Origin of the sequence: Flavobacterium gilvum (assembly GCF_001761465.1) — a bacterium.
GTDB lineage: Bacteria > Bacteroidota > Bacteroidia > Flavobacteriales > Flavobacteriaceae > Flavobacterium > Flavobacterium gilvum.
In genome coordinates this window covers 4,233,360-4,246,824 of record NZ_CP017479.1, presented here as the reverse complement: position 1 = coordinate 4,246,824, position 13,465 = coordinate 4,233,360, and the positions used below count along the sequence as shown (strand labels likewise).

Genomic DNA, 13,465 nt, shown 5'->3' with positions numbered 1-13,465 from the left:
ATTTTTTTTGGGGATGATTATAAAAAAGCAACCCGAGCGATAGCGAACTGGCGAAGCAAATCTTTCTATTTAGCCCCGATAGAAGTGAAAATCCTTGTAAGTCTCGTCTTTTGGGACGAGACTTACAAGATTGTAGCGGATAGCGGGACTTATGTTTGTTGAAAATGCCTAATTTTTCTGCTCCAAAAAATAATAATTGAACTCAGGTTTATAAGGAATCCGAATATGATATAACAAATAAGTAATCAATAACCAACAACCATAAATAACTAGTTATGAAAAAATATTTTATTTATTTAATGATTGGTCTTTTGCCAATTTTTTCATTGGCTCAGGTAGAGCAGACTGAAAAACAAACGAATGAAGGTGATTTTTTTAAACAGGATTCCATAAAATCGTTGATTCCTGTATCAAAACAATCGTTGATAAGGGACGTTGATGTAATTTTTAATTCGCGTATGGCTTACAACAGTGAATTTATGGATGGAGATCATACACTGTCAGCGTTTAATGTTGATCAGCTCCGACTTGAGATCAAAGGGAAAATTCATGATAAAGTATTTTTCAGATTTCGTAATAGATACACCAGAGAACCTGTTCCTGGGAATTTGGATAACATAAGCCGATCGGTAGATCTTGCTTTCCTTAGGATTGATTTGTCTAAAAGTACCAAGTTGTCTTTTGGAAAACTATGCGCAGATTGGGGAGGTTTCGAATTTGATTTTAACCCGATTGATATTTTAACTTATAATGATATAATTGAATATGCGGATAACTTTTTAGTGGGAGCAGGGTTGTCTCACACTTTTGCAGACGGTAAAAATTCACTTTCTTTTCAATTGTTGAATTCCAGAACTAAAACCTATGAAGAACAATATGGAGCTTCTGCACCACCAAATATAAAACCCTCTGAATATCCTTTGGCAGCGGTGGTTAACTGGAGAGGTAGTTTTTTTGATGGGAAATTTGAAACAACTTATAGTTATAGTTTTTTCAATGAAGCCAAAGGAGCTCACATGAATTATTTTGCACTTGGAAATAAGTTTAAGGCAAAGAATTTTGTTTTGTATTATGATTTTCAATACAGTGATGAAGGGCTTGACAGGAAAGGAATTGTATCAAGTATTATTTCTAGTCAATATCTGTATGCAGCACAAAGTGCTCTTTATGTGGAAAACTGGGTGAGGGCAGAATGTTTGGTCGCTCCTAAGTTTAATTTGCTTTTGACAGTAATGAACAGTAATCATTCATGGAAAGATAATCCGGATCCAAATAGCAGTTCAAAATTATCTACAAGTTACGGACTTATTCCGGCAATTCAATATATGCCTTTCAAGGATATGAATATAAAATTTTATTTGGCTTACACTGCTAGAAAATACAATTATACGAGTTATGCCGAAAATGCATTTGGTGTCAAAGATTATACGACAGGTCTTTTGGGATTTGGCTTTATTGCTCCTTTATTGGTTTTATAAATTGTTCCCGACTAAAAAACAAAAAACCCATTCGCTACGAATGGGTTTTTTTTATAAGTAAGTAATCCTAAATTGAGTTTATATAACGTTTATTTTACTTTATTAAGTACAGCTTTGAAAGCTTCAGGGTGATTCATTGCTAAATCAGCAAGAACTTTACGGTTCAATTCGATCCCGTTAGCTTTTACTTTACCCATGAATTGAGAATAAGACATTCCTTCCAATCTAGCTCCAGCGTTGATACGTTGAATCCATAATGCACGGAAATTTCTTTTATTCACTTTTCTGTCACGGTATGCATAGCACATTGCTTTTTCTACCGCGTTTTTCGCAACTGTCCAAACGTTTTTACGTCTACCAAAGAAACCTTTGGCTTGCTTCATTATTTTTTTTCTTCTTGCTCTTTTAGCAACTGAATTTACCGATCTTGGCATAATTTTATTGTTTTTTTGTAGTAGGCGTCCTGAATTGAATCAAAGGAACTTATTGGCCATACTCCAAGGTTATTAAATTTGTTTTAACCTAAAGAATAAAAAAGTTTAATTGTTTAACGTTTAAAAGTTTATGGTTACCAGAACCAAAAACAATAAACCAAAAACAATAAACTAATTATATAATTCTTAATTGTTTTTGGATGCTTCTCACATCTGATTTGTGAACTAGCGCTGAGTGAGTCAAAGCTAATTTACGTTTTTTAGACTTTTTAGTCAAGATGTGACTTTTGAAAGCATGCTTTCTCTTAATCTTTCCAGAGCCAGTAACTTTAAAACGTTTTTTGGCGCTAGATTTGGTTTTCATTTTAGGCATTTTTTCCTAGTGTTTTTAATTTATTCTTACTTACTTATTTTTGAGTTGCTAAGAATCTAAGAATTAAAGTTACTGAGTTTTGTCTCAGTGTCTTAGTGACTTAGAAGCTTACTAACTTATTTTTTCTTCTTCGGAGCAATGAACATAATCATTCTCTTTCCCTCAAGAATTGGCATTGCTTCAACTTTTCCAAATTCTTCTAAGTCGGTAGCCAATCTCAATAGCAAGATTTGCCCTTGGTCTTTATAGATTATCGAACGTCCTTTAAAGAATACAAAAGCTTTTAATTTTGCTCCTTCTTTCAAGAATTTTTCAGCATTCTTTCTCTTAAATTCGTAATCGTGCTCATCTGTTTGAGGACCAAAACGAATTTCTTTTACTACTACTTGAGTAGATTTTGCTTTTAGAGCCTTATCACGTTTCTTTTGTTCGTAAACAAATTTCTTGTAATCCATGATTTTACAAACTGGCGGCTCTGCGTTTGGTGAAATCTCAACTAGATCCAATTCAAATTGGTCAGCTAATCTTAAAGCGTCTGCAAGCTTAAAAACTCCAGGCTCTATATTTTCACCTACAAGTCTTACTTCCTGTACACCACGAATAAAATTGTTTATTCTGTGTGCATCCTTTTTTTCTACGCGAGGTTGATAACCTCTGTTGCTTCTTATTGCTATGGCTTTGTAATTTAAGTTAAACTGTAAATACTTTTAGTGTTTTATTTATTTCTTCGTTAACTATAGAAGTAAACTCTTCTATAGTAGCGGTAACATTTCCTTTTCCTTCTTGACCTTTGCGACGAACAGAAATAGTTCCGTTTTTCTCTTCTTCTTCACCAACAATCAGCATGAAAGGGATTTTCTGAATCTCTGCATCTCTGATTTTCTTTCCTATTGTCTCGTTTCTGTTGTCAATTAGGGCGCGAATTTCGTTATTTTCTAGCAGATTTAAAACTTTTTTAGCATAATTTTCATATTTCTCGCTCAAAGACAGTATAATTACCTGTTCAGGCATCAGCCAAAGAGGGAAATTTCCTGCTGTGTGTTCTAATAAAATAGCAATAAAACGTTCCATGGATCCAAATGGAGCTCTGTGAATCATTACTGGTCTATGTAATTCATTGTCAGAACCTTTGTAAGTCAGTTCAAAACGTTCTGGTAGGTTGTAATCCACCTGAATTGTTCCAAGTTGCCATTGTCGGCCTAAGGCATCTTTTACCATGAAATCCAGTTTTGGGCCGTAAAAAGCAGCTTCTCCGTATTCGACAACGGTGTTAAGTCCTTTGTCACGTGCTGCATTGATAATGGCATTTTCTGCTTTTTCCCAGTTTTCGTCCGAACCGATGTATTTTTCTCTATTTTCTTGATCTCTCAATGAAATTTGAGCGGTAAAGTTTTCAAAACCTAAAGAACCAAATACATAAAGAACTAAGTCGATAACTTTTTTAAACTCTTCATCCAATTGCTCAGGAGTACAAAAAATATGTGCATCATCCTGAGTAAATCCGCGTACACGTGTTAATCCGTGTAATTCACCACTTTGTTCGTATCTGTAAACGGTTCCGAATTCGGCATAACGTTTTGGTAAATCTTTGTACGACCAAGGTCTTACATTGTAGATTTCGCAGTGATGAGGACAATTCATCGGTTTTAATAAAAACTCTTCTCCTTCAGCCGGAGTATTGATTGGTTGGAAACTATCTGCCCCGTATTTAGCATAATGTCCAGAGGTTACATAAAGTTCTTTTTGTCCAATATGTGGAGTCACAACTTGTTCGTAACCTGCTTTTTTCTGAGCTTTTTTCAAGAATTGTTCCAAACGGTCTCTCAAAGCTGCCCCTTTCGGAAGCCACAAAGGCAAACCTTGTCCTACTTTTTGTGAAAAAGCAAACAATTCCAATTCTTTTCCTAGTTTTCTGTGATCACGACGTTTTGCTTCTTCCAGTAATTCAAGATATTCAGTCAAGTCTTTTTGTTTAGGGAATGAAACTCCGTAAACACGAGTCAACTGTTTGTTTTTCTCGTCACCTCTCCAGTAAGCTCCGGCAACACTCATTATCTTCATTGCTTTGATAATCCCTGTATTCGGGATATGTCCTCCTCGGCATAAATCAGTAAAGGTAGAATGGTCACAAAAAGTAATAGTCCCGTCTTCAAGATTGGTAATTAGTTCCGTTTTGTAAACATTGTCCTTGTACATTTCCAATGCCTCAGCTTTGGTAACAGGGCGCATTTTGAATTCATGCTTCTCTCTTGAAATTTCAAGTACGCGATCCTCTATTTTTTTAAAGTCGGCTTCAGTGATTTTTTGGTCTTCAAAATCAACATCATAATAAAAACCATTAGCAATTGCTGGTCCAAGAGTTAATTTTATTCCTGGGTATATCTCCTCAAGTGCTTGAGCCATAACGTGCGAAGTCGAATGCCAAAAAGCTTTTTTTCCGTCAGCATCATTCCATGTATATAATGTAAGACTGCCGTCTGTCGTCAGTGGAGTAGATGTTTCAATAGTTGTACCATTAAAAGAAGCCGAAATTACATTTCTTGCAAATCCTTCACTGATGCTTTTTGCAACATCCATCGGAGTTGCTCCTGGAGCAAACTCTCTAACTGACCCGTCGGGCAAAGTAATCTTAATCATTGTTTTTTGTGTTTTAAGGTTGCAAATATAAAGTATTAACAAAACACATACAACAGATGTGTAAGGTTTGTTTTTGTATGTCGATTGAATGGTGTGTTATGGAGGTCAAAGGGAATAGTCTTTTCAGAAGCTATTTCCTGCTGTCCATTACAAGCTCTCGGTCATAAACCATTTTTCCTATTGTCCCGTCAGGAGCTTCCGTTGGTCGCTCTGTCGGTCCAGGAAAAATAGGTTTATTTCCTCGAGGCTTTCCATTCCCATCAGGGCTAGGGGATGGGTTTTCATAAGAGGGAAAGCAGATAATCGACACCATAATATATAATAGGAGGGAATTATCCAAAATGAAATCCGTTTTTGCGTGTATCTCCAATGATGCAATAGAAGGGATTCTGCCGTAGAGATATATAACAATACGTCTCCTTGTTATACGTCTCCCGTTTTGTGTTTCCCTGTTTTTGCGTCTGCTTATCTCCAAGAAATCGGTTTTGCCTTTGCGCCTTTGCGTCTCTGCGAGAAAACCCGCCCCTGATTAGAGGTAAAAAAGCAATAAAACCGCGACCGACATCACCCAAACCCCGTAATAGGCAAAAACAAAAATTCGTAAAATGCGCCACATCAATGATTTAAAAAATAAATATAAAAAAGATTAAAAAAGTCATTGTCAAAACGAATAAACGCACTACTTTTGCACCCGCAACAACGCAGACGTTCATAGAAATCCTGACATGCTGATAGAATTAGAAAGAAAAATTTTTTTTCAAAAAAAATTCAAAAAAGCTTGTGAGATTCGAAAACAGAGCTTATTTTTGCACCCCGCAAAATGCGTAACGTTCCTTGAAAAACTGAATAAGAAAAGTGAGAAGTACACGGAAATAAAATTTTCAAAAAAAACTTCAAAATTTTCTTGTTGGTTAAAAAAGAATTGTTACTTTTGCACCCGCTTTGGTAGAGACGGCGATTTATCGCGTCTCGGGCAAAACAAAAGAAGAACACGTTCCTAGACATATTGAATTGACAGCCGTCTCGTCCGAAAGACGAGACAAATAAAATAAGAGTAATAGAATCGGAAGATTTGAGAATAACCACTAGAATCGGAGTCGAAAATAAGACAAGCAGTAATGCTTAATAATATACGATGAAGAGTTTGATCCTGGCTCAGGATGAACGCTAGCGGCAGGCTTAACACATGCAAGTTGAGGGGTATAGTTTTTCGGAACTAGAGACCGGCGCACGGGTGCGTAACGCGTATGCAATCTACCTTTTACAGGGGGATAGCCCAGAGAAATTTGGATTAATACCCCATGGTATATGGATTTCGCATGAAGTTCATATTAAAGTTCCAACGGTAAAAGATGAGCATGCGTCCCATTAGCTAGATGGTAAGGTAACGGCTTACCATGGCGACGATGGGTAGGGGTCCTGAGAGGGAGATCCCCCACACTGGTACTGAGACACGGACCAGACTCCTACGGGAGGCAGCAGTGAGGAATATTGGTCAATGGGCGCAAGCCTGAACCAGCCATGCCGCGTGCAGGATGACGGTCCTATGGATTGTAAACTGCTTTTGTACGAGAAGAAACACTCCTTCGTGAAGGAGCTTGACGGTATCGTAAGAATAAGGATCGGCTAACTCCGTGCCAGCAGCCGCGGTAATACGGAGGATCCAAGCGTTATCCGGAATCATTGGGTTTAAAGGGTCCGTAGGCGGTTTAGTAAGTCAGTGGTGAAAGCCCATCGCTCAACGGTGGAACGGCCATTGATACTGCTGAACTTGAATTACTGGGAAGTAACTAGAATATGTAGTGTAGCGGTGAAATGCTTAGAGATTACATGGAATACCAATTGCGAAGGCAGGTTACTACCAGTGGATTGACGCTGATGGACGAAAGCGTGGGTAGCGAACAGGATTAGATACCCTGGTAGTCCACGCCGTAAACGATGGATACTAGCTGTTGGGAGCAATTTCAGTGGCTAAGCGAAAGTGATAAGTATCCCACCTGGGGAGTACGGGCGCAAGCCTGAAACTCAAAGGAATTGACGGGGGCCCGCACAAGCGGTGGAGCATGTGGTTTAATTCGATGATACGCGAGGAACCTTACCAAGGCTTAAATGTAGATTGACCGATTTGGAAACAGATCTTTCGCAAGACAATTTACAAGGTGCTGCATGGTTGTCGTCAGCTCGTGCCGTGAGGTGTCAGGTTAAGTCCTATAACGAGCGCAACCCCTGTTGTTAGTTGCCAGCGAGTCATGTCGGGAACTCTAACGAGACTGCCAGTGCAAACTGTGAGGAAGGTGGGGATGACGTCAAATCATCACGGCCCTTACGCCTTGGGCTACACACGTGCTACAATGGCCGGTACAGAGAGCAGCCACTTCGTGAGGAGGAGCGAATCTATAAAACCGGTCACAGTTCGGATCGGAGTCTGCAACTCGACTCCGTGAAGCTGGAATCGCTAGTAATCGGATATCAGCCATGATCCGGTGAATACGTTCCCGGGCCTTGTACACACCGCCCGTCAAGCCATGGAAGCTGGGGGTGCCTGAAGTCGGTGACCGCAAGGAGCTGCCTAGGGTAAAACTGGTAACTAGGGCTAAGTCGTAACAAGGTAGCCGTACCGGAAGGTGCGGCTGGAACACCTCCTTTCTAGAGCTTTAGTGTTAGCTGCAAGGCACGCTAAAGAGAGAAGACGAAGAGACAATTGGTTTCAAGACCGAAGATTATATTACTCTTGCTGTTAATTTAAAAAAAAGAATTAAAAATAAGTAAAAAACAGAGTCTCGTAGCTCAGCTGGTTAGAGTACTACACTGATAATGTAGGGGTCGGCAGTTCGAGTCTGCCCGGGACTACTTTTTTAGAGTTATAAGTTATGAATTATAAGTTATAAATTAAAAAAGACTGTAGAAAGCTTAAAAAAAGGAAATTCTAGAGTTGAGAGGTTGTGAATAATCATTCATAATTCATAATTCACAATTCATAATTAGATTGGGGGATTAGCTCAGCTGGCTAGAGCGCCTGCCTTGCACGCAGGAGGTCAACGGTTCGACTCCGTTATTCTCCACAGATAGTATCAAGATGATAGTATCAAGAATTAAGACAAAATCTTAATACTTAATACAAGAATCTTAATACATATTAAAGTTCATTGACATATTGAGATAAGAAATAATAAAAAGTAGAAAGAACAAATGCGTTTGTTGTTGATAGTTTTTAGTTTGTAGTTACAAAACGATAAGCGATAAACAAAAAACAATAAACCGTAAGTACAATAAGCAAAATAAGGGCGTATGGGGGATGCCTAGGCTCTCAGAGGCGAAGAAGGACGTGATAAGCTGCGAAAAGCTGCGGGGACGGGCACACACCGATTGATCCGCAGGTATCCGAATGGGGCAACCCACTATGTTGAAGACATAGTACACCGATAGGTGGGCAAACCCGCTGAACTGAAACATCTAAGTAGGCGGAGGAGAAGAAAACAAAAGTGATTCCGTAAGTAGTGGCGAGCGAACGCGGATTAGCCCAAACCAATGTTGTTACGGCAATGTTGGGGTTGTAGGACCACGATATTTTATGCAAACAGAACCGGAAGTTACTGGAAAGTGACGCCATAGAGGGTGATAGCCCCGTATGGGTAATGAATGTAATAGATAGTGGTATCCTGAGTAGGGCGGGGCACGTGAAACCCTGTCTGAATTTGGCGGGACCATCCGCTAAGGCTAAATACTCCTGAGAGACCGATAGTGAACCAGTACCGTGAGGGAAAGGTGAAAAGAACCGTGAATAACGGAGTGAAATAGATCCTGAAACCATACGCTTACAAGCGGTCGGAGCCCATTAGTTGGGTGACGGCGTGCCTTTTGCATAATGAGCCTACGAGTTAACGTTGCTGGCAAGGATAAGTGGTTAAGCCATGGATCCGTAGCGAAAGCGAGTCTGAATAGGGCGCTTTAGTCAGTAGTGTTAGACGCGAAACCGTGTGATCTACCCATGGGCAGGATGAAGCGCTGGTAACACAGTGTGGAGGTCCGAACCGGTTGACGTTGAAAAGTCTTCGGATGACCTGTGGGTAGGGGTGAAAGGCCAATCAAACTCGGAAATAGCTCGTACTCCCCGAAATGCATTTAGGTGCAGCGCATATTATAAGTTATATAGAGGTAGAGCTACTGATTGGATGCGGGGGCTTCACCGCCTACCAATTCCTGACAAACTCCGAATGCTATATAATGTTTTTATGCAGTGAGGGCTTGGGTGCTAAGGTCCAAGTCCGAGAGGGAAAGAACCCAGACCATCAGCTAAGGTCCCCAAATATATGTTAAGTTGAAAGAACGCGGTTTGTCTGCCCAGACAGCTAGGATGTTGGCTTGGAAGCAGCCATTCATTTAAAGAGTGCGTAACAGCTCACTAGTCGAGCGGACGAGCATGGATAATAATCGGGCATAAACATATTACCGAAGCTATGGATTTGCAGGCAACTGCAAGTGGTAGGGGAGCATTCTGTCAGGGTTGAAGGTTTTTCGTAAGGAGAGCTGGACTGGACAGAAAAGAAAATGTAGGCATAAGTAACGATAATGCGGGCGAGAAACCCGCACACCGAAAGACTAAGGTTTCCACAGCTATGCTAATCAGCTGTGGGTTAGTCGGGACCTAAGGCGAACCCGAAAGGGACAGTCGATGGCCAACGGGTTAATATTCCCGTACTACTGATTACTGTGATGGGGTGACGGAGTGATGAAAGCGCCGCGAACTGACGGAATAGTTCGTTGAAGTACCTAGCTATAAGATCTATAGGCAAATCCGTAGATTTTGGTGAAATACGATAGTACTCGGAGTCTTCGGACAAAGAGATAGTGCGCCTAAGGGCTTCCAAGAAAAACCTCTAAACTTCAGGTAATTAGTACCCGTACCGCAAACCGACACAGGTAGTCGAGGAGAGAATCCTAAGGTGCTCGAGAGATTCATGGCTAAGGAATTAGGCAAAATAGACCCGTAACTTCGGGAGAAGGGTCGCCTCGTCGTAAGACGAGGCCGCAGTGAAGAGGTCCAGGCGACTGTTTATCAAAAACACAGGGCTCTGCAAAATCGTAAGATGAAGTATAGGGCCTGACACCTGCCCGGTGCTGGAAGGTTAAGAGGAGATGTTATCTTCGGAGAAGCATTGAATTGAAGCCCCAGTAAACGGCGGCCGTAACTATAACGGTCCTAAGGTAGCGAAATTCCTTGTCGGGTAAGTTCCGACCTGCACGAATGGTGTAACGATCTGGACACTGTCTCAGCCATGAGCTCGGTGAAATTGTAGTAACGGTGAAGATGCCGTTTACCCGCAGTGGGACGAAAAGACCCTGTGCACCTTTACTATAGCTTAGTATTGACCTTGGATAAATGATGTGTAGGATAGGTTGGAGACTGTGAAGTGGCGTCGCCAGGCGTTGTGGAGTCATTGTTGAAATACAACCCTTTGTTTATCTGAGGCCTAACCCCATATTGTGGGGGACATTGCTTGGTGGGTAGTTTGACTGGGGTGGTCGCCTCCAAAAGAGTAACGGAGGCTTCTAAAGGTTCCCTCAGTACGCTTGGTAACCGTGCGAAGAGTGCAATGGCATAAGGGAGCTTGACTGAGAGACATACAGGTCGATCAGGTACGAAAGTAGAGCATAGTGATCCGGTGGTTCCGCATGGAAGGGCCATCGCTCAAAGGATAAAAGGTACGCCGGGGATAACAGGCTGATCTCCCCCAAGAGCTCATATCGACGGGGGGGTTTGGCACCTCGATGTCGGCTCGTCACATCCTGGGGCTGGAGAAGGTCCCAAGGGTTGGGCTGTTCGCCCATTAAAGTGGCACGCGAGCTGGGTTCAGAACGTCGTGAGACAGTTCGGTCTCTATCTACTGTGGGCGTTAGAAATTTGAGTGGATCTGATTCTAGTACGAGAGGACCGAATTGGACAAACCTCTAGTGTATCTGTTGTCCCGCCAGGGGCACCGCAGAGTAGCTACGTTTGGAAGGGATAAGCGCTGAAAGCATATAAGCGCGAAACCCACCACAAGATGAGATTTCTTTTAAGGGTCGTGGAAGATGACCACGTTGATAGGCTATAGGTGTAAAGGCAGTAATGTCATAGCCGAGTAGTACTAATAACCCGTAAGCTTATGTACACCCTTTTCTCTCTCTGGTCTCGTTCTAAACGAGACGAGAGAGAGAAGAAACTTTCTAAAACACTTTTTATGTTCTTTATCTCAGTATGTTAAAATATTTACAGCGTAGCTGTATTGAAAGTTTAACGTTTAAAGTTTGAGGTTGTTGGTTAAACAACTTTAAACAAAATTAAACCTTAAACCCTCAAGCAAAACCTTAAGGTGGTTATTGCGGCGGGGCTCACCTCTTCCCATCCCGAACAGAGTAGTTAAGCCCGCCTGCGCAGATGGTACTGCAATTTTGTGGGAGAGTATGTCGCTGCCTTTCTTTTAAAAAACCCTTCATCATTTTGATGAAGGGTTTTTTGTTTTACAAAAGATGACGGAATTTTGGATCAGGTGCAAAAGGGATTGATCCTTGATCCCCTAAAACTGAGAGGAAGTATCATCGATTAATTTTATAATACTGACAAATCGTATTAATTGGACATTCCTCACATTTAGGCTTAGGTCTGCAAATTTCCCTTCCAAGAAAAGAAATAGCCATTCCAATTTCTCCCCAAATGGTTTTTGATAAAATTTGCATGAGTTGTTTTTCGACTTTGTTGCCATCTTGGGTTTCCGGGATTAGTCCAATTCTTGGAGAAACACGAATCACGTGCAAATCAGCGATAATACCTTCAGCGGGAACTCCAGCTTCTCTCATAATGACGTTGGCAGATTTTCGTCCGATTCCTTTCAAAGCTGTTAAATTCTCCATTGTTAATGGAATATTTTCGTCTTTTTGGACGGTTTGAGCAATCTCAATCAGCCAATTGGCTTTGTTGCCAAAATTTCGGATTTTGGAAATATGAGGAATTAATGCATCGATATTTGAAACAGATAAACTTTCCATATTGGGGTAAATTTCAAATAATGCCGGTGCTATTTTATTAATATTGGCATCCGAATCCTGAGCCGAAAGAACTACCATTACCAGTAGTTGATACAAATTTTTATATTCCAGCGGATGTTTTTCGCCTTTGTATTTTTCTAATATCGGAGCTAGTTTAGTCTCCCAATCATTTGTTTTTCCAAATAAATCCATGTTGATTTCTGATTTTAGATTTTTGAATGTTGATTAACGATTTTAGATTTAACCAAATCAGAAATCTTAAATCGTTAATCAGCAATATTAAATTTTTATTTCTCAATGTCTTTTATGAATTCATCATATTCTAAATAAAATAGCTCGAGTACATTCATTTTTTCATGAAAAAAGTCAAATATTTCATCCCAATGACTGCGTTTACTGACACTTACGCCTAGTTTTTCGACCCAAATACGGCTAATGGTTTTTCCGTTTTCCAAAGTATAATTTTTTTCGAATACCAAATCTTTGATGAATTCTTCTTCGAGTATATTTTTTAAAGCAACAAGTTTTTCAAAATATTGCATTCGCAAATCCGTATTTCTCATTTCGATGTCAATATGAACTTGAGCTTTTTTATTTTCAACATAAAATTTAAACGAGAAATCTTTGATTTTGGTATCATACAAAACCCATTTTCTAGGATATTTTTGAGCAAATTCAACCCAAAATTCGTGTTTTAGTCTTTGATTCTCTTCTTTGCTGTACATATTCTTGGTTTTGGACGTTTAAAATTTGTTCGGTGCTTATTTCTAAAGTATATTTAAATATTATTTTGATTGCAAAAATAACCTTTGATTATGGATTTTCAAGATTTTTTACGAATAGTTCCTTATTTGAGCATAGTAAATCTTCCGGGAGAAGAAGCTCATAATATTATGGTGCCGAGGGAGCGTCTTGAGATTATGAAAAAATTGAATTTTGACCAGATGAATTCCAAAAAGGCAGGAGTGATGATGTTACTTTACCCAAAAGAAGGCATAACACATTTGATTCTTATTGTTCGTAATTCATACAAAGGGGTTCATTCTTCTCAAATAGCTTTTCCAGGTGGGAAATACGAAAAAGGGGATGCTGATTTTATGGAAACGGCTTTGAGAGAAACCTATGAAGAAATTGGGATTCATCAGGAAAAAATCGAAGTACTGAAAGCATTCACTCATTTATATATACCGCCTAGTAATTTTATGGTTTATCCTTTTTTGGGAATTTGCAAGGAAGAAATAACTTTTTATCCAGATCCTCTTGAAGTTGCAGATATTATCGAATTGCCATTAACGACTTTTTTAAGTGATTCGATTGTGGTTAATGCAACAATGACAACTTCTTATGCTAAATCCATTGAGGTCCCTGCGTTTAAAATTGAGGAACATATTGTTTGGGGTGCTACAGCAATGATGCTTAGTGAACTGAAAGTTGTATTGAATACAATTTTGAATAAAACTAATTTTTGAACTATATGTTTTGTTAAAGACTTAGTTTTTTAATATTAAAAAAGGAAT

The 13,465-nt window shown here is 39.8% G+C and carries 9 protein-coding genes, 2 tRNA genes and 3 rRNA genes; 7 read left to right on the top strand and 7 right to left on the bottom strand.

Annotated elements, in window-relative coordinates; translation table 11 throughout:
* The first annotated feature begins 275 nt into the window (after nucleotides 1-275).
* Nucleotides 276-1,478 (top strand): porin, encoded by a 1,203-nt coding sequence (locus tag EM308_RS17160; RefSeq protein WP_035633039.1) that lies wholly within the window; start codon nucleotides 276-278, stop codon nucleotides 1,476-1,478.
* Between the two features lie 89 nt (nucleotides 1,479-1,567).
* Here the strand turns inward: EM308_RS17160 and rplT are convergent, their stop codons facing one another.
* From rplT to EM308_RS18140, 5 genes are all read right to left on the bottom strand, one after another.
* Entirely contained in the window at nucleotides 1,568-1,912 is a 345-nt protein-coding gene (gene rplT, locus EM308_RS17155; protein ID WP_035633036.1) for a 50S ribosomal protein L20, read from the bottom strand.
* A 175-nt stretch (nucleotides 1,913-2,087) separates the two neighbouring features.
* Complete coding sequence (gene rpmI / locus EM308_RS17970; RefSeq protein ID WP_081907210.1) at nucleotides 2,088-2,285, bottom strand: 50S ribosomal protein L35; 198 nt, start codon at nucleotides 2,283-2,285, stop codon at nucleotides 2,088-2,090.
* Between the two features lie 116 nt (nucleotides 2,286-2,401).
* Entirely contained in the window at nucleotides 2,402-2,959 is a 558-nt protein-coding gene (infC, locus tag EM308_RS17965; protein WP_394332836.1) for a translation initiation factor IF-3, read from the bottom strand.
* A gap of 16 nt (nucleotides 2,960-2,975) precedes the next feature.
* Nucleotides 2,976-4,922, bottom strand: coding sequence for a threonine--tRNA ligase (gene thrS / locus EM308_RS17145; RefSeq protein ID WP_035633032.1), 1,947 nt, complete (start codon nucleotides 4,920-4,922; stop codon nucleotides 2,976-2,978).
* Between the two features lie 130 nt (nucleotides 4,923-5,052).
* The gene (locus EM308_RS18140; RefSeq protein ID WP_156101287.1) at nucleotides 5,053-5,397 is read right to left on the bottom strand and encodes a hypothetical protein; all 345 of its coding nucleotides are present in this window, start codon (nucleotides 5,395-5,397) and stop codon (nucleotides 5,053-5,055) included.
* Between the two features lie 657 nt (nucleotides 5,398-6,054).
* On the opposite strand from EM308_RS18140, the gene EM308_RS17130 reads away from it, so the two are divergent.
* The 5 genes from EM308_RS17130 to rrf all read left to right on the top strand — a co-directional run bounded on the left by EM308_RS17130 (nucleotide 6,055) and on the right by rrf (nucleotide 11,381).
* Nucleotides 6,055-7,568, top strand: a 16S ribosomal RNA gene (locus tag EM308_RS17130).
* Nucleotides 7,569-7,698: 130 nt separating this feature from the next.
* A tRNA-Ile gene (locus EM308_RS17125) sits at nucleotides 7,699-7,772 on the top strand.
* 138 nt (nucleotides 7,773-7,910) lie between these two features.
* Nucleotides 7,911-7,984: transfer RNA gene (locus EM308_RS17120), tRNA-Ala, on the top strand.
* Between the two features lie 205 nt (nucleotides 7,985-8,189).
* Nucleotides 8,190-11,074 (top strand): 23S ribosomal RNA (locus EM308_RS17115).
* 197 nt (nucleotides 11,075-11,271) lie between these two features.
* A 5S ribosomal RNA gene (rrf, locus tag EM308_RS17110) occupies nucleotides 11,272-11,381 on the top strand.
* The 16S, 23S and 5S rRNA genes sit together here with 2 tRNA genes alongside, the layout of an rRNA operon.
* Nucleotides 11,382-11,498: 117 nt before the next feature.
* Here rrf and EM308_RS17105 read toward each other — a convergent pair.
* Together EM308_RS17105 and EM308_RS17100 are read right to left on the bottom strand one after the other, a co-directional pair.
* Nucleotides 11,499-12,140 carry an endonuclease III domain-containing protein gene (locus EM308_RS17105; protein ID WP_035641119.1) on the bottom strand — a complete coding sequence of 214 codons (642 nt, stop codon included), beginning with the start codon at nucleotides 12,138-12,140 and terminating at the stop codon, nucleotides 11,499-11,501.
* Nucleotides 12,141-12,235: 95 nt separating this feature from the next.
* Entirely contained in the window at nucleotides 12,236-12,673 is a 438-nt protein-coding gene (locus tag EM308_RS17100) for a DUF4268 domain-containing protein (RefSeq protein WP_035641121.1), read from the bottom strand.
* 90 nt (nucleotides 12,674-12,763) lie between these two features.
* Between EM308_RS17100 and EM308_RS17095 the strand changes: the two genes are divergently transcribed.
* On the top strand, nucleotides 12,764-13,417 hold the full coding sequence (locus EM308_RS17095) for an NUDIX hydrolase (RefSeq protein WP_035641123.1): 654 nt from the start codon (nucleotides 12,764-12,766) through the stop codon (nucleotides 13,415-13,417).
* The last annotated feature ends 48 nt before the right edge of the window (nucleotides 13,418-13,465 follow it).

Excerpts from the sequence above, each read along its gene's own strand:
- thrS (WP_035633032.1), bottom strand. The coding sequence starts at position 4,922 with ATGATTAAGATTACTTTGCCCGACGGGTCAGTTAGAGAGTTTGCTCCA.
- EM308_RS17095 (WP_035641123.1), top strand. The coding sequence starts at position 12,764 with ATGGATTTTCAAGATTTTTTACGAATAGTTCCTTATTTGAGCATAGTA.
- rpmI (WP_081907210.1), bottom strand. The coding sequence starts at position 2,285 with ATGCCTAAAATGAAAACCAAATCTAGCGCCAAAAAACGTTTTAAAGTT.
- EM308_RS17100 (WP_035641121.1), bottom strand. The coding sequence starts at position 12,673 with ATGTACAGCAAAGAAGAGAATCAAAGACTAAAACACGAATTTTGGGTT.
- EM308_RS17105 (WP_035641119.1), bottom strand. The coding sequence starts at position 12,140 with ATGGATTTATTTGGAAAAACAAATGATTGGGAGACTAAACTAGCTCCG.
- rplT (WP_035633036.1), bottom strand. The coding sequence starts at position 1,912 with ATGCCAAGATCGGTAAATTCAGTTGCTAAAAGAGCAAGAAGAAAAAAA.
- EM308_RS17160 (WP_035633039.1), top strand. The coding sequence starts at position 276 with ATGAAAAAATATTTTATTTATTTAATGATTGGTCTTTTGCCAATTTTT.